Consider the following 20,168-nt stretch of genomic DNA (forward strand, 5'->3'; position numbering starts at 1 on the left):
AATTATGTAATAATTTTTAATAATAACAATAAAAAATTTAACTTTTCAAACATACATGAACTAAAACCCAAACGGGGGTGTAGAAAATAAAAGCAAAGCTATCATTTTTACCATTTTGAGAAATCATCAGGTAGTTTATTTTTTATGTCAGACCGCACAAAGTATTTAATTGGCGCATTTTTGGTTTTTGGAGCGGCTTTTGGCTTTGCCTTAAAAGGTATTTTCATAAAATCGGCGTACCAGTATGGTATCGACTCTATTTCTCTGCTCGCGCTCCGGTTCCTATTTTCTGCACCGTTTTATTTACTGATCATTTTCCATACCAGGCTCAAAGAAGAAACACATCCGGTTGTAGCAGGTGCTGTTTGGTGGCAGGTAGCACTGATAGGTTTTATTGGTTATTATGTATCGGCTTATGTCAATTTTCTGGGACTGGAATACATCTCGGCAAGTCTGGAACGCATACTGCTTTTTGTTTATCCTACTTTCGTTTTACTAATCAATGCTTTTCTGGTCAAACGAAAAGTAAGCGGCCTTCAATGGTTGGCACTTCTGATAACCTACGCAGGTATTATGGTGGCGTTTACAAAGCATTTCCACGCACATCAGCAAAAAAATATAGCATTGGGGGCATTTCTGATCATTCTGAGTGGACTTACCTATTCTTTCTATCTGGTCGGCAGCGACAAGTTAATCAATAAACTAGGCACCACACGTTTCACCTCCTGGGCTATGCTGGCGGCATTAGTGCCAACCCTTATTCACAGCTATTTTTACAATCGTCTGGATATCTTCCGGTATCCGGCTGAGGTTTACGTTATTTCACTATCAATGGCGCTTTTTTCTACTGTCTTGCCCACCTATATGTTTTCGGCAGGTATCAAGCGGGTAGGCTCGGGCAATGCTTCAATTATTGCCAGCATAGGGCCTATTTTTACCATTATTCTGGCTACTCTGTTTTTAAATGAACCCATTTGGGCAGAGCAAATCATAGGCACGGCTTTGGTACTGGCAGGTGTGTTTCTGGTAAGCTGGAAGGGCAAAAAATAACAAGATTCCATCTTTCGGAGCAGTTTTAATAGAGAATCGTGATTTTATTTATTAAGTTTGATATATGTTTAAGCAAAGCCTGAATTTATGAAATATTTTTGCTTCTTGATTGGAGTAGCGCTGTTGATATCGTGCCGTAAAAGAGAATCTGACACACAACAACAACTTTATGATACTATTGCTTTCAGAACCTACTGGAACCCCGGTACAGCTGAAATCAGCAGCTATACATTACAGGAAGCCCAATTCGGAAACCTGAATAAAGGTGAAGCCATTATGGTATTTAATACCGAAGACTTCCGGAAAGACAAACACGTAAAACTGGAATCAGACGCTAAAGAGAAAGCGATAAAGGTTTTAAAACTCAATTTTATCAAGCGATTTGTCACCGGCGTGCACGACTTCTCCCTCTATACCTCTGTTTTCACACCTTTGCAAACACAAGAGTATCCTTCAACTCTGAAAGTATCAAATACCAATCAGGATTGGAGCGGGCAGACTTTCCTGCAATTGAATTTCCGCCAGAATGGGTATCAGGTACTGGGTAAGTCTTATTTTGAAGAAGAAATAGAAGATGATTATCATATCGATAAAGCGATTCTGGAGGATGAACTCTGGACCCGCATCCGTATGACATCCCCACAAAAGTTGCCAGTCGGTAAAGTTATTCTGGTGCCCAGTTTATCTTCTCTGCGCCTGAGACGTGAAAAACCGGCACCTGCCATTGCCGATGTTACCTTAGAACCGTATAAAGGTGATTCCACTTTCAAAGGTGATTCTTTGTATGATTACCACATTCAATACATTGAAAGTAAAAGGAGCCTCCGGATAATATTCGAGAAGAATTTCCCACACAAAATTGTTGGTTGGGAAGAAAGTTACACAGCCTATAATAAGGCTCTCACGTCGCGTGGCATTCTTAAGGGCTCCATTCAAAATCCATTCTGGCAAAAAAACACACCTGCCGATACCGTATATAGAAAAAAGTTAAATTTGACATACTGATTTCATAATTTTGCTTCGTATTTTTCGTTCAAGGTTCTGTATCGGGACGATATCTTAGAACAAAACTCCATTTTGATGAAAAAGGCCTCAATCGCTTTCTATTTACTTACTTTTTTCTTTTCCGTACCTGTTCTCTTTTCATGTGGCGATAAAGAGACACAAAAAACTGAGAACCAAGCTAAAAGCCCCGGCATACATACGTTGATCTTCATTGATAAAACAGCCAGTGTTGATGTAAAAAAAGCCTTTGTAGCGCAAAAATACCAGCAAACGCTCAGCTCCATTATTGAGCAGAATTTCAGAAAAGCAGGTGATACCTTCGAAATCTATTATATACACGAAAATACCTCAAAAGGGCGTACGCTTTCGCTTACCTGCCGCACTGAAATGGAAGACACTGAAGGTGTCAATGCAACCGATCTGGAGGCTATTAAGACCGCCTACGATTTATCCATACGTAAAGAAAGAAACTTTGTTATTCAGCAGTCACTCAACAGACTGAAAATGCAGAACGACAACGCCTCTAATCTGGAAACCAATATTACTGCCAGTATACCGGTAATTGCCCGGTTATCAGAAAACCCCGGTATTACAAAAGTCTATTACCTGAGCGATATGGTAGAAAGTGTAAAAAATGGCAGAGATTTTCAGATACACCCGCCGAAAGACGAAGCACAAGCCGAAGAATGGGCAAAAACAGATGCTGAAAAGCTGAAAAATTACCCATTGAATAATCCGGAGGTATCAATGATTCTACCGTTTGAACCTATCAGCTCATCGAAAGAAAATAACCCTACCGTTACGCATTACTGGCTGAAACTCTTTGAAAACCTGGGAGTGATGAGCGTGACAGAAATGTAAACATAATCGTATCCCGGATTGGTAATCCCGGGTAATTGATTCATACAGAACTATTATAAAAAGAATAGAGGTGAGTCAGCTGACTCACCTCTATTCTTTTTTGTATATTACCTTATGAAGAGTAATTATTGTCCTTTCAATGCTTCGGCACCACCTACAATCTCCAGAATCTCTTTGGTGATAGCAGCCTGACGGCTACGGTTGTACTCAATTTTTAACGAACGAAGCAGCTCATTAGCGTTGTCTGTAGCTTTGTCCATGGCTGTCATACGTGCGCCATGTTCTGATGCGTTTGACTCCAACACCGATTTAAACAATTGCATTTTAATAGCCTTTGGTATCAATTCCAATACAATCTCTTCTTCCGAAGGCTCAAAAATGTAATCTATTTTGCTGGTTGATGAAGCATCGGCTTTCTTATCTACTAAAGGAAGCAGCTGATCAACTCTCAAAATCTGAGTAGCTACATTTTTAAATTCGTTGTAAACAAGTTCAACTACATCATATTTTCCTTCGGCAAACGCAGTCATGATTGACTCTGCTGCAGAACGTGCATGAGCAAAGTTCAGGTTCTGGAAGATAGACATGAAAGTCTCGTTCACCTTAAAGCTGCGACGAGCCAGGGCTTCACCACCTTTCTTTCCTAATGCCAATATCTCTACATTGCCTTTAGCCGCCTGCGAAGGATACTTTTCATTAATTGCAGCTATTGCTGCTTTAATGATATTTGAATTGAATGCACCGCAAAGTCCTCTGTCTGACGTAACCACTACTACAAGAACCTTCTCTACCGGACGCACACTGGTGTAAGGGCTGGTAGCGCCTACTTCAGTATTAGCAGATACAGTAGCGATCAGTTCGTTCAGTTTGTTAGCATACGGACGCATCTGAAGAATAGCATCCTGTGCTCTGCGCAACTTCGCAGCAGAAACCATTTTCATGGCTTTTGTTATCTGCGTGGTTGAGTTAACCGAGACAATTCTATTTCTAACTTCTTTTAATGAAGGCATCTTTCTATAAAATTAAGAATGAAGAGGGAGAGAATCCGCTCTTCATTCTATAGTATTAAGCATATTTTTCAGCTAATTCTTTACCAACTTTTTTGATGGTTTCAGCGGCATCATCCAGTTTACCGGCTGCAAGCGCTTTCAACGCCTCAGGGTTTTGTGCTTTCAATAATGTAACAAATTCAGCCTCGTATTCTTTCACTCTGCTTACAGGAACTTTGTCTAACACACCATTGATAGAAGCATAGATGATAGCTACCTGCTCAGCAACCGGAGACGGAGAGAACTGTCCTTGTTTCAGGATCTCCTGATTACGACGACCACGCTCGATGGTCAATTTGGTAGCAGCATCAAGGTCTGAACCAAACTTAGCGAAGGCTTCCAATTCACGGAACTGCGCCTGGTCTAGTTTCAAGGTACCAGCTACTTTTTTCATCGATTTGATCTGAGCATTACCGCCCACGCGTGATACCGAGATACCTACGTTGATAGCAGGACGGATACCGGCGTTGAAAAGGTTTGACTCCAAGAAAATCTGACCGTCAGTAATTGAGATTACGTTAGTCGGAATATAAGCAGAAACGTCACCTGCCTGTGTTTCAATGATCGGAAGAGCCGTTAATGAACCACCACCTTTCACTTTACCTTTCAATGAAGGAGGCAAGTCGTTCATGTTCTGTGCAATTGAATCATTGGCATTGATTTTAGCGGCACGCTCCAGTAAACGGCTATGAAGATAGAATACGTCTCCCGGATACGCCTCACGTCCTGGAGGACGACGAAGCAATAATGACACCTCACGGTAAGCAACTGCTTGTTTCGACAAGTCATCGTATACTACTAGTGCCGGCCGGCCGGTGTCACGGAAATACTCACCGATAGCTGCACCTGTAAAAGGAGCAAAGAACTGCATTGGTGATGGATCTGATGCACCTGCTGCTACAACTACTGTGTAGTCCATAGCGCCATATTTGCGAAGAGTCTGCTCAACGGCTTTGATTGTTGATGCTTTCTGACCACAGGCTACATAAATACAGTATACCGGCTCGCCTTTATCGTAAAATTCTTTCTGGTTGATGATCGCATCAATACAAACCGCAGTTTTTCCGGTTTGGCGGTCACCGATTACCAACTCACGTTGTCCGCGACCGATCGGAATCATCGCGTCAATCGCTTTGATACCTGTTTGAAGAGGCTCTGTTACAGGCTGGCGAAAGATAACACCCGGTGCTTTACGCTCCACAGGCATTTCGAAGGTTTCACCCTGAATCGGGCCATTACCGTCAATCGGTTCTGCCAATGTATTCACAACGCGTCCTATAATACCGTCACCGACTTTCACAGAAGCGATTTCGCCAGTACGTTTTACGGTTGCGCCTTCCTTAATACCTGTTGAATCTCCTAAAAGTACCGCTCCTACGTTATCTTCTTCAAGGTTAAGTGCTAGTGCTTTTAAACCGTTTTCAAAAGCCAACAATTCACCGGCCTGTACTTTTGATAAACCATATATACGTGCCACACCGTCTCCGATTTGCAGCACTGTACCTACTTCTTCGAGTTCCGCTTCGGTTTTTGAACCTGCTAGTTGTTCACGCAGAATAGCCGAAACTTCATCTGGTCTAACTGATGCCATATTATATTTAGATGAGTTTTTAAATGTAGATCCGAAAATAGGTAGTACACCTCCATTTTTCGGGTGCAAAATTACTACACAATTTTCACAATTCCGATGTTTTAGACAAAAAAAGATAAAAAAGGTAGGACTATTTTTAGAAAACCTCTTTATCGTTAATCAGAGACCGGAAATTGCCCGATTTTAGCCAGGCAGAATATTGTTCCGCAGAAGCATTCAGGCTCCATTTATTCCATAACTCTGTGGTTTTCATATTCTTAGCAAATATGGCCAACAGGCCCTCAGGGAATACTTTATTCCATATAGTCTGAATAAAAAAAGGGCATGCCGTCAACATGCCCTTTGCTCAAAAAACAGCAATACTATTTACCTGCTTTATAGCTTATTTTGTAAATGGTTCCTCCTAAGTCGTCAGACACATAAATAGAGCCGTCTGGCCCTTGTGCCAGTCCGCAAGGGCGGTGTTGTACCGGGCCGGTTGGTTTAACCAGGTCAATACCCGCAAAGTTATCGGCGAATATTTCCCAGGGTCCTGAAGGCTTACCGTTTTTGAAAGGCACAAACGCTACCATATACCCTTTCTTCAGCTCAGGTGATTGTCCGTGGAAAGCAATGAAAGCGCCGTTTCTGTATTTAGCCGGGAACAACGTACCTGTATAAAACAACAATCCATTGGGGCCTAAATGCGCCGGGAATGCCGCGGCAGGGTCAATTGCTTTTTCTCCTCCGGTCTTTTTACCGTCGCCACCATATTCAGGGCATAATATTTTCTTTTTCTGGAACTGGTCGTAATATACATAAGGCCAGCCTGCATCTGCCCCTTCATGCAATTCATACATGGTTTCGGCAGGTAGCTTAGTACTCATCTCAGGTGTATAATAGTTAGGGAATGCTTCATGGAACTGGCCTCTTCCATGCATCATCACAAACAATTTGTTGGTCTTGGTATTCCAGTCTATTCCCACAATATTTTTCAATCCGGTTGAATACCTCACACCATCGGCATAAGACTGGTTCAGCTTATTGGTTTTAAAGCGCCATACCCCGCCCACTGAATCAAGCAAAGCACATGGCGAAATGCCCTTGTTAGTACCTTTTTCCTTGCAGGTTTCATCATATGAGCCTACGGTTACGTAGATATTGTCGTTATTATCTAAAGCAATAGATTTAGATTCGTCACGGCCTTTGGCTACTAATCCGGTTACTATCAATTCAGGGGTATCTATATTGGTAATTTCGCCGTTGGCATCCAGTTGATAGCGATAAACACCTGTGTTAGACGATGAATACAGATAGTTATCTTTAATAACAATACCTGTGCCTTTGTAGTCCATGTAGTTTTTTTGTGCATCTATTTTGCCATCGCCGTTAGAGTCATAGAGGTAAACCATACCTTTGCCGTCTTTCAACTTGGATAATTTGGCATAAACGCCTCCTTTCTTATTGATGGCCATATGACGGGTTGCGCCAAGGTCACTTCCTAAAACAGAAACTGAAAATCCGGCAGGAACTTTAATGCTTGGAGCGGGGGCTTCGTCAAAAACAAAGGCCGAAAGTAGAGACACTCCTGCCACAGCTGTAAGCAGGTAGCGCATCCGAAAAAATGTTCGCATGATAGTATTTATAAGTTAAGATTGAGAATAGTTTAGTGCTGTATTCACTGAAAGGCAAAGATAGAATTAAGGAATGACTCTTTGCTAAAGTGCAGTATTATTTTATGAGTGTTATGGTTCATTTATCAGTTCAACTCAATATAATTCAGTTAGCTTTTTAGCTGAATCGCACGTTATTACCTATTCTCGTATTTGCCCGACTTTGTTTATGGTATGATTATTCCCATAGTTTTTATTATCTTACAATGAAAAATTAAAGATTCAATAGTTTTTGTATACTTTATAGCCTATATTTTATGAATTATGTTTATTTCAAATCACATAATGGCAATTTTGGAGATGACCTGAATGCCTGGCTTTGGCCGCAATTCTTTACGGAGCATAATGCAGAAGACAAAACTGCTTTTTTAGGAATAGGCTCTATACTCTGCGATAAATCTTTCCTTATCGGCTCCTTAGCCGCAGAGAAAAAAATCATTTTCGGTACCGGCATCAGATTAACTTATAGCCCTTTCAAATATGATAATTCATGGGACATACGATTCTTAAGAGGTCCATTGTCCAGTTCATTTTTAGGAAACAATTTCAAATATATTGCCGATGCAGCTTATGCTACCCGACTAACGAACCTCTTTGGAGAATTTAAAGAATTACCCAAAAAATATGAGGTAAGCGTGTTGCCTTACTTTAAGTCTATCGACTATTTTGATTGGGAGGCTTTATGTAAAAAAATGAATTATCATTATATATCTCCCGAGCCCGCGCTAGGAATTGAACACACGCTTAGAGAAATAGCCTCTTCAAAATATATTATTTCCGAGGCAATGCATGGAGCTATTTTAGCCGATATCCTGAGAGTACCCTGGCATCGGTTTGTACTTACTACGCCTCAGACGGAGGGTCCAATGATATCAGAGTTCAAATGGATGGATTGGCTCAGCTCTGTAAATATTCCTTATCCAAAACCCACTTTTATTAAATTCTTTGACGGAAATTTACTGACCAGAGGTATTGCACGCGCAAGTTTTGGCACTCTGAATGTCAAGCTTTTATTAAAAAACAAAGTAGAACATGCTATTTTAGCCGGTCTATCTGCGCCTAAAGATTATTATTTATCTTCAGACTCAATCATCAATGATATTGATTCTAAGATATTCGACGAAATTAAACTATTGAAAGAAGAAGGATACTAGAAATATATTAGCTCATCAGCGTAGAAAAACATTGTCGTTTTGCTTATAAATAATGTGCAATCAGACTACTCCGGCTTCTTTACATTCCTGATACAGAGTTATGTATATTTTGTAAAAATCTTTTAATTTCGCTATTCAACCTATTACCATCCTATTCTATGAAAACATTAACACTATTCGCCTTTATATTGACTATGAGCTATACTGCTACAGCCCAACTAAAAACACTCGGCAAGGTAAACCGCCTTGATCCTGCACTTGATAACCTGATAGATAAAGATGCAAAAATTGAAATTCTGAGTGAGGGCTATGACTGGGCTGAGGGCCCTGCATGGGTAAAAGACGGCAATTATCTGTTGTTTTCTGATGTACCAGCCAATACGGTTTATCGATGGAGAGAAGGAGAAGGCGCCAAACCTTTTCTGAAACCATCAGGCTATACCGGTCTTGGCGTATATAGTGACGAACCGGGCAGCAATGGACTAATCATTAATAAAGACGGCATGCTGGTTTCCTGCGAGCATGGCGACAGACGTATTTCAGTAATGCCTCTGACCGTCGGCGGCAAGCGTACCCTGGCTGATAACCATGCAGGTAAACGCTTTAACAGCCCTAATGATATAGTACAGAAGTCAAACGGTGATTATTATTTTACTGACCCACCCTATGGCTTAATGCAAAAAGACAAAGACCCAACCCGTGAAACACCGGTTTTCGGCGTATACAGAAGAGCAACTGACGGAAAAGTAACTTTGATTGTGAAAGACCTTACCCGCCCTAATGGACTGGCTTTTTCGCCGGATGAAAAGACTTTATATGTAGCGCAATCAGACCCTGAAAAAGCCTATATTATGTCTTATCCGGTTCTGGCAGATGGCAAAGTGGGCAAAGGTAAAATTCTGTTTGATACCACCCCGATGGTAAAAGAAGGACTTCAAGGATTACCCGACGGACTGAAAATAGATAAAAAAGGTAATATCTTCACAACCGGCCCCGGTGGTGTATTGATTTTAACGCCCCAAGGTAAATTAATAGGTCGAATTGAAACCGGAGTGCCAACAGCCAATTGTGCCTGGGGCAATGATGGATCAACACTTTATATCACTGCCGATATGTATCTACTCAGAATACAAACCAAAACCATTGGTGTAGGATTCTAAACAACAAAGGGCAGGTCTGACACCTGCCCTTTGCTTATTTCCCTCCTACTACTACTTCGCATAAATCTTCCGGCTTAAAATACGTATTTGCCATTTCAATAACATCCATCGGCGTAACGGCGCGAATCTTTTGAATATAATTATCGTAGAAATCGGCCGGTAATTCATCCAACAGAATAATTTTCTGTCTGTCGGCTACTTCAAACGGGGTGTTCAATGAACCAATCAACGAACCAATCATATAATTCTTGGCTGTATCCATTTCCTCTTCTTCTACTGGAACCGTCTGAAGAAGCTGAATTTCTTTAATAATCTCGTCCAGCGTTTGTTGGGTAAACTCTTTCTTTACATCAGTACCCATTACCAGATATCCTCCTTTTTTTTGAGGTACAAGCCCTGACGAAATACCATAAGTGAACCCTTTCTCTTCACGGATATTCTTCATCAATCTGCTACCAAAATATCCTCCAAACAGCGCATTGGTTAAAATAAACTTGAAATAGTCAGGATGAGTACGGCCAAACAAGCGTTTACCTAATCGTATAGACGACTGCAGATTATCTTCCCTGGCAACTAGTACACTTTCAGGGCGTTTAATCTCATCTGCACTATCCGGCAATTCTGATTGTCCCGGCGATTCAAGCCTGGTTTGGCCCAGATACTTATTCAGCGCCTGTATTTCATCATCGCCAAACTTACCGGAAATAAAGATTTTAAACGCCTTTCCTTTGATCTGTTTTTCATAGAAATTAACCAGATCTTCTCTCGCAATATCTTCTATTAATTCCAGATGTAGTGATTTGCCATAAGGATGATTGGTTCCGTAAATCTGCTCTCTGAAAACCTGTCCTGCCACATAGGCACTTTTTTCCAGATTGATTTTCAGGTTTTGCGAAGTTATATTCTTCTGAACCTGCAGTTCGTTTTCGGGAATCACCGACTCGGCAATCATCTCTTGTAAAAGCGGCAGTAACTCATGCAAATGCTTGGTTAACCCATGCACGGTTATTGTGAGTCGCTCTACTGCCTGACTGATTTCCAGAAACGCTCCGAAACGGTCGAAATACTCGCTGATTTCAGCAGCGGAGTGACGAGAGGTTCCTTCAGAAAGCATTTTTGCAGTAAAAAACGATTCTCCGGTTTTATTTTCGTATCTGCTCCCTGCATCAAAAATCAATTCCAGACGCACCACAGGTTGCTCGCCTGCCTTAATCATATAAACAGGTATCTGATTATCAAGCAGCAGTTTTTCTGCTTTCGGAATACTCACCTGTTCTATGGTTTGCGAAGGAGGAGCGGTTTTACGGTCTAATATCATAAGGTATGATTAAATAAATCTTAACAGTTGTATACAGAAAAAGTAAAACCAATAATGACCTTTTGAGTGAGATGGTTTCATTATTCGTTTTACTTTAACAAACTTTCGTTTACTGACAACAAAAAAATTATCGGGTCGATTCCATCATGGTAAGTAAATAATCCAAATCATATTCAAGTACTTTCCCGTTCTGTCTCAGCTTCTTTGCATCCTGCAACTCAATGCCGTTGCGGGCATAGGTTGGGGTATTCAAAGCCGGATTACGGTAGCCCTCTCTCATAAAGCGCTGGATCATGGCTCTGATTCTCTCGGTATCATCTACTTTCGGGGTTTCAGATACGGTGGTTGTTCCGGCTGCTGATTTATGCTTTGTCTGCGACTCTTCCGTTCTTTTCTCGTTTCTGGTTGTTTTTACCTCCGGTTCTTTGGGTTCAGGCTGATCCGGAAGCAGATCAAAACCTGCCGCAACTATAGTTACCCTTACCTTGGCTTTCAGGTTCTCATCAATGGCAAAACCATGTTTAAACAAACGGGCTTTTGTCTGAATCTGGTTTTCTATAAATTTGGTTACCAGGGTCTGATCTGAAAGCTTGATTTTATGCTCGGGACTATAGGCAATACTTACCAATACCCGTTGCGCTCCACCTATGCCGTTGCTTTCAAGCAATGGCGATGAAAGTGCCAACCTGATGGCATCTTCTGCTCTTTTTTCGCCTTCGGCTTCTGCAGTACCCATTACAGCCTGACCGGCATTACCCAACACCTTCTTCACATCGGCAAAGTCGAGGTTTATAATTCCCGGGCGTGTTATTAATTCGGCAATACTCTTTACACCATTTGCCAGCACATCGTCTGCTTTAGCGTAGGCTTCTTCAATATCCATATCACCATATTGCATTTCAAGGCGTTCGTTCTTGATAATCAATACAGTGTCACTACAATTTTTCAGTTCTTCGATTCCGGCACGTGCCTGAATAATTTTGTCTTCACCTTCAAATGTAAAAGGATCAGTTACTACCGCTACCGTGAGCAGACCCATTTCTTTCGCAATACGCGCAATAACCGGAGCCGCACCTGTACCGGTACCGCCACCCATCCCCGCCGTAATAAACACCATTTCGGTGGGGTCTTTCAGCATATCGCGAATCGCCTTTTCACTTTCTTCTGCTGCTTTTTTTCCCATAGCAGCTTCGGTACCTGCCCCCAGACCTTTGGTCAGTTCAATTCCTATCTGCAAACGGTGAATGCCCGGAGGAGCCGATTCCAGCGCCTGTAGGTCAGTATTACAAATGACTAAGCCTATATCGTTAACACCCAGTTTGTGCATGTGCTTAACGGCATTACAGCCGGCACCACCTACACCAATCACCTTGATGATGTTCTTAAATTTGTTCTTGCTTGAAACGATTTCAAATTCTGGCTCTGGCGACATGATACGTATGAATTTATGTAGATTAGGAAAGCAATTGTCTGCATCAGTACAGTGTTCCGGGTTATGCACTAACCCGGTCACCCGCAAAACATGACTTCTTGTTTGATTGGGATATAAATTATTTAGGCCAATAGGCTAATATGGCTTTCTATTATAGTATATAGTACCCTTTAATATTTGCTCGTAAACAACAGGATTTACTTTATCAATTTGTATAGTTTTTGTCGTCTCCCATGTCCAGTTTACCGGCTGACGAGACTTTCTTTTTAAACCAACCGAATATTCCGCCGCTTGCGGGCTCTTCATCGTGACTGGGTTCTTCTTTTTTACCGTTTATTCTGCCTGCATGGGTATCAAATCCATTGGCATAACCGGCAGTAATCTGGCTTTCGGGTATTTCACCCCATATCACCTCTTCCGGCACACGTTCGTCTAATGGCATAAAACCCGATAAAACCAAACCTACAACCGTAGCATATTTAGGATCTGTAATCTTGCTTACCGCTGTTTCGCCTATATTTCTGATAGCATTACCCACCCGGATATTCATGCTATTGGTTACCTGTCCAAACACCTCTTTTATCATGGCAATGTTGGCAGTTCCACCCGTTAAAACTATGCCGCTTATCAACTGCCCTTCGTATCCGGAGTGCATAATTTCAGCCATAACCATAGTCGCGATTTCTTTGAGACGCTCTTCTATAATGATGCTCACATTTTGCGCTACGATTTCCTTGTCAGGCAGCCCTTCAACACCCGGAATCTTGATAATATCATTTTTACCTACCTGATCAGGCGGCACAGCCCCCATAATCAGCTTTAGCTTTTCGGCGTGGTCAGGCAATATCTGGAACGCTTTTACCAAATCATTGGTAATACTTTTTCCTGCAAATGGAATTACCGCTATGTGGCGCAGGCCACTTTCCTGAAAAATGGCGACCTCGGTGGTATCGCCACCTATATTCACTACTACAACCCCCAGTTTTTTGTCTATCTCACTCAGCACTGCCATTGCATCAGCAAGCGGAGTAAAGAGGGTATGTACTATTTTAAGCGGAATAAACTTGCGGTTATTCTGCACTTTCACCCCAACACTCTCAATGGTTCTGCGCAGTGCTACATGCGGGTCGTTAGGTGTTGAAATCAAAAAGAAATTACCCCCGAGAATAATACCAAACCGCCCGACAGGATTATCGGGTACAGTGGCTCTGTCAACAATGAATTCCTGCGGGAAAGTATGGATAATGATATTTCCGGCAGTAGGCCGAAACGATTTACGGATATCTACCGCCAGCCTTTCTATTTCTTCTTTGCGAATAGTGCTGCGGCTGTCATCTCTTGTAAGCGAACTCTGATGTGTCCTACCCTCTACATTTTCGCCTGAAATATTGACAATAACATTACTGATATTGATTTCAGCTTTATCAGAAAGAATATTAAGAATACGATCAATGTCTTTGGCCGTAAACTCCAGGTTAACCACTGTACCGTTAGATACACGACCTCTCTGGGTAGGTTCTTCCACTATATCAAGAATTTTTACTTTCCCGACATCATCCATTATTCCCGCAACAGCACAAATTTTTGTGCTGCCAATATCAATACCTACTATTACGCCTTTACTCATTTCAATTAATTTTTAGGGCACTTATCCGCAGGCATAAGCCCGAAGGATTTTGATAAATGTCTATTTATGTCATTTACAAACCAATTGCCCGTCATATTTTACACTCACGTGGCTGAATTTATCCCAACCCTGCACAGGCAAAATCTTTTTATAAAATATTTTTAGTCTGTTTAATCTGTTCTGAATGTTTTCCGGCTCTCCAAACTCAATTGTATGATTCCCAAGCAAAGGTACAATGTTTATGTTACCCGCCTTGTTGATGTCTAACTGGGTGAACTGAGCCCTTAAGAAACTGTCATCGTTGATTAAATTGATGAAATTTAACAATTTATCCTGACGTTTACTCTTTAAACTCGGCAAATTTCGGAAATATTCGCCCGAAAGCAATACAATTCTTGCGGAATATCTTTCAGAAAGCGGGAAAAAGCCTCCTTCTTTGTCTACATATACGTCTTCACGATCATTGGTACCGAGTATCCGGGCAATAGGTATGTGCTGTTCAATATCAATATTGAGACTTCCCTCTATACCTCTAAAAACCTGACAGCTTTTGATTTGTTTATTTTTCAATACTCTTTTTTCTATCTCCTGCAGATCAATGTCTTTAAAAAACTTGTCTTTCAGCGGATCACTCCCGTATCTGGTGGCCAGATTTTCTATTTCCTGCTTATCGATAAAGAACTGGTCGTCGGCATTTTTTATTTTTACTTCAATTTTTTTGCAGCGATCGGTCGAAAAAGTATTGCTTGAAAACACAATCAGCACCACCACGGCTGCGATAGCAGTGCCGGCCATCAGCCAACGGCCTATTTTCTTCAGATTGAATTTCTTTTCCATTTTGGTCAGCACTAATGTTTTAAATGGCTATAGAATGCTGCTCTCAATTTTTACGGAGGCACGTATGCTTTACAGTTTATTTAAAAACGAATTTTTATCCGATAATAATTTAAACTGGTCAGCTTCTTTTGATTCCAGGTCTGTCTTACAAAGCTCTTTCAGTTTCTCAACGTCTTTACTCCATTCATACCCATTAAAATATGACAGCCCTTTGTGGTCTCTGATTTTATATAAAGCTGATGGCTTATAGGCAGTTCCCAGATACACGTATTTCAGGCCATTGTCTTTTGCCCACCTGATAGCCCGCCACATCATCCATTTACCCAGCGAATGGGTGCGCATATATTCTGTATCAAAAAACGCAAACCAGTAATGTAGAAAACCGTCGCCCATAGCTCCCAGAATAAATCCCAGGAATTTCCCCTCCGATGAAAACCTCAGAATATGAGTACCGATTTCTCTCGACAATATATACTGCCAGCGCTCTATACTCATGTTGTCATCACCTATCCGCTGCGAAATATACGATTGGCAAAATTCTACAAATGCGGGGTCTTCCAGGTTAAAGTCTTCTTTTTTTATAACTTCCAACTCTATTTTTAAAGGCTCTGTCAGCCGGTTTACTCTGCGGTTTTCTGAGGTATCGTCAAAGTTTTCCAGTTCAACCCTCAGGCTTCTGGCCAGATAAAAAATATCTCCGTCAATACTCAAATCGCCTGTATAAGGTAAAAAGCCCTTTTCGTAAATCTCAGGTAATTCTTCCTGCCATTCTTTCAGGCAATAGATGGCATAATCGAAAGTATAATTAGAATAATCAACTCTGTTTTCAGAAAAGAAAATTTTCATAAGACGGTAATGTGTCCGGTGATGTTACAGTAAACCTAAAACCTCTCTGGCGATTTCCCGCCCTGCATCCGGCTTGCCCAGGGTTTTTATATTTTTACTCAATTCGCTCATGGTTGCAGGGTCATTGGCCAGTTCAATTACCTTGTCTACCAGTTTATCTCTTGCTTCGGCATCTTTTACCCACCAGGCCGCGTTTACATTAACCAGGCTGAGTGCATTCTGTGTCTGATGATCTTCAGCCGCAGCCGGAAACGGCACCAGTATAGACGGCTTTGCTGTAAGGCACAATTCTGAAACGGACAAAGCTCCTGCTCTTGAAACCACCAAATCGGCAGCAGCATAAGCCAAATCCATTTCATAAATAAAATCAGAAACAAATACCCTGTTGGTTTGTAAGGCTTCAACCGCCGATCTCGCTTTATCAATAAATAGCTTCCCTGTTTGCCATATAATCTGCAAATCGTTTGAAATCAAATCGTTCAAACCGGCCAATATTGATTCATTGATTGTTTTAGCCCCCTGGCTACCACCTATTATCAGTAAAACTTTTCTATCACTATTTAGTTTAAAATGTGCCAGTGCCTGTTCGCGCTTAGAGGCGGTTTCCAGAATATCTTTTCTTACGGGGTTGCCTGTAAGTACAATTTTTTCTTTCGGGAAAAACCGTTCCATGCCCGGATACGCCACACATATTTTTCTGGCTTTTTTGGCCAGATTCTTATTGGTAACTCCGGCGAACGAGTTTTGCTCCTGAATCAGCGTAGGCACTTTCAGAAAATTAGCCATAATCAGTGTCGGCCCACTTGCATACCCTCCTACTCCAATAGCCACATCCGGCTTAAAATCTTTAATAACTTGATAGGTTTTCCATAAGCTGCGCAGTAATTTAAACGGCAGCCCTATGTTGGCCAGCATATTTGAACGGTTAATACCGGCAATGGGTAAACCTATAATAGGGTAGCCCGCCTTCGGCACTTTCTCCATTTCCATTTTACCTTCAGCACCCACAAATAAAATCTCAGTGTCCGGGTTCTGGGCTTTCAACTCATTGGCTATTGCCACTGCCGGGTAAATATGCCCGCCTGTTCCACCGCCCGAAATAATTATTTTTGCGCCTTTACTCATTCAGATTCTGCCGGAAAATTTAATAGGTTAATATTTAAAGATTAGGCTACTACTTTACCCTCGTCGTGTTCGCCTTTGGTTACACTTAACACAATGCCTATAGCTACTGACGTAAATAGAATAGACGTACCGCCCATACTCATAAGTGGTAAAGTTTGCCCTGTTACAGGCCCCAGGCCTACATTGATAAACATGTGCACAAATGCCTGAAAAACGATACTGAAAGTAAGCCCTACACACAAAAGCCCTCCGAAGGCACGATTGGTATATTGAACGTTCTTTAAACCTCTGTACAAAAGCCAAAGATACATAAACATTACAAGAACTGCCCCCGTAAGACCATATTCTTCTATCACAATGGCATAGATATAGTCTGAAAACGCATCGGGCAAATAATTCCTCTGGAAGCTTTTACCGGGTCCAATACCCACTACACCACCACGGGCAATGGCTATCATGGCCTGGTCTCTCTGGTAAGTATCGTCTCTATCCGGGCTACCAATTATCTTGTCGTTGTTCAAATCTACTTTGGCAAAAGCTTCAATACGCTCCAAAACCACCTGACCACGGCCAAAGTCGATTCCCTTATTATAGAGAAATATACTGATGCTCAGCACCACTATAATGGCTCCCACTACAAATGTGGCCATACGCAGCAGATAGCGGGCCGGTACACGCCCTACCCACATAATGATGAAACACGTAATACCTAAAATAACCGCCGTTGAAAAGTTGGTTACCGCCAGCATACCACACAATAGTCCGCACCAGAAAATCAAGCCGAGCAACGTTTTCGGATTATACTCCATGTTCTGTCTCCGGGCAAGCATCGCTGCCAGATTAGTGATAAGTACCAACCGCACCAGATCGGACGATTGAAACGACACCCCGAAAATGTTTATCCAACGTTTGGTGCCTCCTACAGTGGTACCAAAAAAATAGGTATACAATAGAATGGCAGGCGTAACCCAAAGTAAAAGCCTTGATATAACTGCAAAATTTGTATAGTTGATCCGGTGCATGCCCCAGATAACCAAAATACCTACAAGCAAGTGGGCGGTATGAGAGAGCAGATAGCTTTCGGTGTTTCCACCGGCTCGTTTATAAGCAAGCGCAGAACTGGCACTGTAAACTACCAGCATACTGAATAACGATAGCACGGCGATAATAAACCAGATTTGCCAGTCGCCACGCAGTTTATCTTTTAACCACGTTTCCATGACGTAATAGAGCGGAACACCGCCAGATTATAAGGTATAAGCACGAAAATAAATTCAAGCAGACGTATAAGCATGCCCAAACTATAACACAATAACAAATGTAATTTATTTGCGACTGAAAGAAAAACAAAAATCTCAAAATTTATCAAGGGGTAGTTCGTGCCCATTTAGTTACAGACAATACTTTTAATAAGCGAATCTACCCCTTATTAAGGCATTTACCTGTAAGTACAGAGCCATAAGAAAGCCTCCTGATCAGTCCGTTAGATTAATCAGGAGACTTCTATCCTTACTAATCTTTCTTGTTGGTTATGTGTAGTTTATTAGCTCCTTTTACGATCAGAAAGAGCACCCAGGCAATAATGAAGAAATTGATAACTACACTGAGAAAATTGCCATAGTTAATTACTATGGCCGGAATGGCCTGCCCGGCTTCATCGACATAAGCTTTTTTCAGAACTATGCCCCCGGTAATACCACCGCTAGTGAATACATTTACTATCGGCATGATAATGTCATCAACCATAGAGGTGGTAACTTTACCAAAGGCAGCACCGATAACCACCCCAATGGCCAGATCGAGCACATTGCCCTTGGCGATGAAAGTTTTGAATTCTTGAAACATTGTTTTTCAGGCTTTAAAGGTTTATAAATTATAATTTGAATAGCAATCCTGCCGCAAATCCCTGACTTATCTGGAATTTATCTATCTGGTCTTTGTCATAAATGGCCAGCAAAGTGAAATTGACGTTCAGGTATCGGTTCACTTTAGCCGTAGTTATCAGGTTAAGGTTGTGGTCAATTGTATTTTTGTTGGGCAAATCTTTTTTGGCCAGATAGGCCTGAAACGCCTGATACCTGCACTTCAGATTCACATTTTTCATTATATCTTTATCAAATGCAGCTACAATCTGAAAACCTATTTCGTTCAGCACTTTTCTACCCGGCAATATACCGTAGGCATCATCCTTTTTATTGAATTCAGCAAAATCTGTAAATACTTTATCATTCAGCACAAATGTCTGCCGTAGAGTGGCTCCTCCCAGCTGTACTACAAAATAGCTAACCGGTTTATACTCTATACCTATTACCTCTGCCAGGTAACCCGGCGCCAGAAAAGCCGATATCGTTCTTTTGCGCTCGGTAGGCAGGCCATCATCTTCATAAACAACCCCATGTGCAAACTGCGACAAAAAGTTGATTCCCCCAAACCAGTTTATTTTCGGATTAATCTTATGTGAATACTTCGCCTCCATAAACAGACGATCTATACTCTTGGCACGCCTTTGGCCCAGGTTATTGACAGTACCCAACTGAAACTGAATATCGCCCATAAAAGAGCCCTTGTTCTTATAGTATTCCGACTTGTTGTTAAACAGAGCTCCGATACTCCAGTTATTGATACCCCCACCCTGCCAGTTATTAAAAGAGGCTTGGCTGAAATTGACCCCGAACTGCGCATTTCTGGGTTTCCAGAATCCCAGTTTCAGAGAGTCTTCATGCGTCTTTGCATCTTTCAGTGTTTTCACTTCTTTAAGTGTGTCAGGCACAGCTTTTGCTTTCTTAGGTTCCTGCGCAAATGTAGGGTAAGCAGACAAAATACCAATTAACAAAACTACTACATTTCTCATTTTATCAGGGGTTTGTTCAATCAAAAAGATTGCGGTTAAGCGTCATGTTCCGATACTGAATATTTACAACATTTCCTGCTTATTCTGGCATACAAGCCTTTCGGAATTCCCTCAATCAGTGCTTAAAACGCTTCAGATTGAGGCATCAAATATTTAATGTTTCAATCAAAAAATCAAATTTTTCACAAAAAAATTAGTATGCTTGCATAATATCAAAGTGATTTTCTTAACTTTATGCATTCTATTCTCATTTAAATTCAAAAATTACGACTATGACCGCAAAAGAATATTTGCAAAATACAGCTGCCAAACTTAACACCTCAGAAATTGAAGATGTAAACACTACATTGCATTTTGATTTTGGTGGTGAAGCCTTCACCATGCACGTGGCAGACGGAAAAGCTGAACTAAAAGAAGGTATGGAGGGAGACGCTGAGTGTGTAATTAAAGCTTCAGAAGATGATTTTGTAAAAATAGCAACGGGCGATATGAATCCGATGATGGCCATGATGATGGGTAAATTGAAAATATCGAATCCGGGTGCCATGATGAAATATGCTAAAATGCTAGGCCTGATGTAACAAGCTGCCTGCTATACCTGAATTCAGCA

Annotated in this window: 18 protein-coding genes; 6 read left to right on the top strand and 12 right to left on the bottom strand. The window is 41.4% G+C overall.

Going from position 1 to position 20,168, the window contains the following annotated elements; genetic code table 11:
* The first annotated feature begins 144 nt into the window (after positions 1-144).
* The 3 genes from AC1RRY_RS12420 to AC1RRY_RS12430 all read left to right on the top strand — a co-directional run bounded on the left by AC1RRY_RS12420 (position 145) and on the right by AC1RRY_RS12430 (position 2,916).
* Complete coding sequence (locus AC1RRY_RS12420; RefSeq protein ID WP_492820346.1) at positions 145-1,050, top strand: DMT family transporter; 906 nt, start codon at positions 145-147, stop codon at positions 1,048-1,050.
* An 87-nt stretch (positions 1,051-1,137) separates the two neighbouring features.
* A complete protein-coding gene (locus AC1RRY_RS12425; RefSeq protein ID WP_492820344.1) occupies positions 1,138-2,055 on the top strand; it encodes a hypothetical protein in 918 nt (305 codons plus the stop codon).
* Positions 2,056-2,130: 75 nt separating this feature from the next.
* Positions 2,131-2,916, top strand: a complete 786-nt coding sequence (locus AC1RRY_RS12430) for a hypothetical protein (RefSeq protein ID WP_492820342.1) — start codon at positions 2,131-2,133, stop codon at positions 2,914-2,916.
* A gap of 125 nt (positions 2,917-3,041) precedes the next feature.
* On the opposite strand, the gene atpG is transcribed toward AC1RRY_RS12430, so the two are convergent.
* The 3 genes from atpG to AC1RRY_RS12445 all read right to left on the bottom strand — a co-directional run bounded on the left by atpG (position 3,042) and on the right by AC1RRY_RS12445 (position 7,172).
* Entirely contained in the window at positions 3,042-3,926 is an 885-nt protein-coding gene (gene atpG, locus AC1RRY_RS12435; RefSeq protein WP_492820340.1) for an ATP synthase F1 subunit gamma, read from the bottom strand.
* Positions 3,927-3,981: 55 nt separating this feature from the next.
* Positions 3,982-5,556 carry a F0F1 ATP synthase subunit alpha gene (gene atpA / locus AC1RRY_RS12440; RefSeq protein WP_492820338.1) on the bottom strand — a complete coding sequence of 525 codons (1,575 nt, stop codon included), beginning with the start codon at positions 5,554-5,556 and terminating at the stop codon, positions 3,982-3,984.
* Positions 5,557-5,918: 362 nt separating this feature from the next.
* Entirely contained in the window at positions 5,919-7,172 is a 1,254-nt protein-coding gene (locus tag AC1RRY_RS12445) for a PQQ-dependent sugar dehydrogenase (RefSeq protein WP_492821313.1), read from the bottom strand.
* Between the two features lie 293 nt (positions 7,173-7,465).
* On the opposite strand from AC1RRY_RS12445, the gene AC1RRY_RS12450 reads away from it, so the two are divergent.
* Both AC1RRY_RS12450 and AC1RRY_RS12455 read left to right on the top strand, forming a co-directional pair.
* A complete protein-coding gene (locus AC1RRY_RS12450) occupies positions 7,466-8,362 on the top strand; it encodes a polysaccharide pyruvyl transferase family protein (RefSeq protein ID WP_492820336.1) in 897 nt (298 codons plus the stop codon).
* Between the two features lie 158 nt (positions 8,363-8,520).
* On the top strand, positions 8,521-9,522 hold the full coding sequence (locus AC1RRY_RS12455; RefSeq protein WP_492820334.1) for an SMP-30/gluconolactonase/LRE family protein: 1,002 nt from the start codon (positions 8,521-8,523) through the stop codon (positions 9,520-9,522).
* 34 nt (positions 9,523-9,556) lie between these two features.
* Here AC1RRY_RS12455 and AC1RRY_RS12460 read toward each other — a convergent pair whose 3' ends face one another.
* The 9 genes from AC1RRY_RS12460 to AC1RRY_RS12500 form a co-directional block, all read right to left on the bottom strand.
* A complete protein-coding gene (locus tag AC1RRY_RS12460; RefSeq protein WP_492820333.1) occupies positions 9,557-10,840 on the bottom strand; it encodes a M16 family metallopeptidase in 1,284 nt (427 codons plus the stop codon).
* Between the two features lie 127 nt (positions 10,841-10,967).
* On the bottom strand, positions 10,968-12,272 hold the full coding sequence (gene ftsZ, locus AC1RRY_RS12465) for a cell division protein FtsZ (protein WP_492820331.1): 1,305 nt from the start codon (positions 12,270-12,272) through the stop codon (positions 10,968-10,970).
* A 205-nt stretch (positions 12,273-12,477) separates the two neighbouring features.
* Positions 12,478-13,899: a cell division protein FtsA gene (gene ftsA / locus AC1RRY_RS12470; protein WP_492820330.1), complete on the bottom strand. Its 1,422-nt coding sequence runs from the start codon at positions 13,897-13,899 to the stop codon at positions 12,478-12,480.
* Between the two features lie 69 nt (positions 13,900-13,968).
* The gene (locus AC1RRY_RS12475; RefSeq protein WP_492820328.1) at positions 13,969-14,736 is read right to left on the bottom strand and encodes a cell division protein FtsQ/DivIB; all 768 of its coding nucleotides are present in this window, start codon (positions 14,734-14,736) and stop codon (positions 13,969-13,971) included.
* 69 nt (positions 14,737-14,805) lie between these two features.
* A complete protein-coding gene (locus tag AC1RRY_RS12480; RefSeq protein WP_492820326.1) occupies positions 14,806-15,582 on the bottom strand; it encodes a GNAT family N-acetyltransferase in 777 nt (258 codons plus the stop codon).
* Positions 15,583-15,606: 24 nt separating this feature from the next.
* Complete coding sequence (gene murG, locus AC1RRY_RS12485) at positions 15,607-16,707, bottom strand: undecaprenyldiphospho-muramoylpentapeptide beta-N-acetylglucosaminyltransferase (RefSeq protein ID WP_492820324.1); 1,101 nt, start codon at positions 16,705-16,707, stop codon at positions 15,607-15,609.
* A gap of 41 nt (positions 16,708-16,748) precedes the next feature.
* Positions 16,749-17,927 carry an FtsW/RodA/SpoVE family cell cycle protein gene (locus tag AC1RRY_RS12490; RefSeq protein ID WP_492820322.1) on the bottom strand — a complete coding sequence of 393 codons (1,179 nt, stop codon included), beginning with the start codon at positions 17,925-17,927 and terminating at the stop codon, positions 16,749-16,751.
* Between the two features lie 292 nt (positions 17,928-18,219).
* The gene (gene mscL / locus AC1RRY_RS12495; RefSeq protein ID WP_492820320.1) at positions 18,220-18,552 is read right to left on the bottom strand and encodes a large conductance mechanosensitive channel protein MscL; all 333 of its coding nucleotides are present in this window, start codon (positions 18,550-18,552) and stop codon (positions 18,220-18,222) included.
* Positions 18,553-18,580: 28 nt separating this feature from the next.
* A complete protein-coding gene (locus tag AC1RRY_RS12500) occupies positions 18,581-19,558 on the bottom strand; it encodes a DUF3078 domain-containing protein (RefSeq protein WP_492820318.1) in 978 nt (325 codons plus the stop codon).
* 272 nt (positions 19,559-19,830) lie between these two features.
* Between AC1RRY_RS12500 and AC1RRY_RS12505 the strand changes: the two genes are divergently transcribed.
* Positions 19,831-20,139 carry an SCP2 sterol-binding domain-containing protein gene (locus AC1RRY_RS12505; RefSeq protein ID WP_492820316.1) on the top strand — a complete coding sequence of 103 codons (309 nt, stop codon included), beginning with the start codon at positions 19,831-19,833 and terminating at the stop codon, positions 20,137-20,139.
* The last annotated feature ends 29 nt before the right edge of the window (positions 20,140-20,168 follow it).

Source organism: Emticicia sp. GW821-FHT11C11, assembly GCF_058808615.1.

What these genes read in the sequence shown, in the direction of transcription:
- AC1RRY_RS12425 (WP_492820344.1), top strand. Translation starts at nt 1,138, where the DNA reads ATGAAATATTTTTGCTTCTTGATTGGAGTAGCGCTGTTGATATCGTGC.
- AC1RRY_RS12420 (WP_492820346.1), top strand. Translation starts at nt 145, where the DNA reads ATGTCAGACCGCACAAAGTATTTAATTGGCGCATTTTTGGTTTTTGGA.
- atpG (WP_492820340.1), bottom strand. Translation starts at nt 3,926, where the DNA reads ATGCCTTCATTAAAAGAAGTTAGAAATAGAATTGTCTCGGTTAACTCA.
- mscL (WP_492820320.1), bottom strand. Translation starts at nt 18,552, where the DNA reads ATGTTTCAAGAATTCAAAACTTTCATCGCCAAGGGCAATGTGCTCGAT.
- AC1RRY_RS12450 (WP_492820336.1), top strand. Translation starts at nt 7,466, where the DNA reads ATGAATTATGTTTATTTCAAATCACATAATGGCAATTTTGGAGATGAC.
- ftsA (WP_492820330.1), bottom strand. Translation starts at nt 13,899, where the DNA reads ATGAGTAAAGGCGTAATAGTAGGTATTGATATTGGCAGCACAAAAATT.
- AC1RRY_RS12460 (WP_492820333.1), bottom strand. Translation starts at nt 10,840, where the DNA reads ATGATATTAGACCGTAAAACCGCTCCTCCTTCGCAAACCATAGAACAG.
- AC1RRY_RS12505 (WP_492820316.1), top strand. Translation starts at nt 19,831, where the DNA reads ATGACCGCAAAAGAATATTTGCAAAATACAGCTGCCAAACTTAACACC.
- AC1RRY_RS12475 (WP_492820328.1), bottom strand. Translation starts at nt 14,736, where the DNA reads ATGGAAAAGAAATTCAATCTGAAGAAAATAGGCCGTTGGCTGATGGCC.
- AC1RRY_RS12480 (WP_492820326.1), bottom strand. Translation starts at nt 15,582, where the DNA reads ATGAAAATTTTCTTTTCTGAAAACAGAGTTGATTATTCTAATTATACT.
- ftsZ (WP_492820331.1), bottom strand. Translation starts at nt 12,272, where the DNA reads ATGTCGCCAGAGCCAGAATTTGAAATCGTTTCAAGCAAGAACAAATTT.
- AC1RRY_RS12455 (WP_492820334.1), top strand. Translation starts at nt 8,521, where the DNA reads ATGAAAACATTAACACTATTCGCCTTTATATTGACTATGAGCTATACT.
- murG (WP_492820324.1), bottom strand. Translation starts at nt 16,707, where the DNA reads ATGAGTAAAGGCGCAAAAATAATTATTTCGGGCGGTGGAACAGGCGGG.
- atpA (WP_492820338.1), bottom strand. Translation starts at nt 5,556, where the DNA reads ATGGCATCAGTTAGACCAGATGAAGTTTCGGCTATTCTGCGTGAACAA.
- AC1RRY_RS12500 (WP_492820318.1), bottom strand. Translation starts at nt 19,558, where the DNA reads ATGAGAAATGTAGTAGTTTTGTTAATTGGTATTTTGTCTGCTTACCCT.
- AC1RRY_RS12430 (WP_492820342.1), top strand. Translation starts at nt 2,131, where the DNA reads ATGAAAAAGGCCTCAATCGCTTTCTATTTACTTACTTTTTTCTTTTCC.
- AC1RRY_RS12490 (WP_492820322.1), bottom strand. Translation starts at nt 17,927, where the DNA reads ATGGAAACGTGGTTAAAAGATAAACTGCGTGGCGACTGGCAAATCTGG.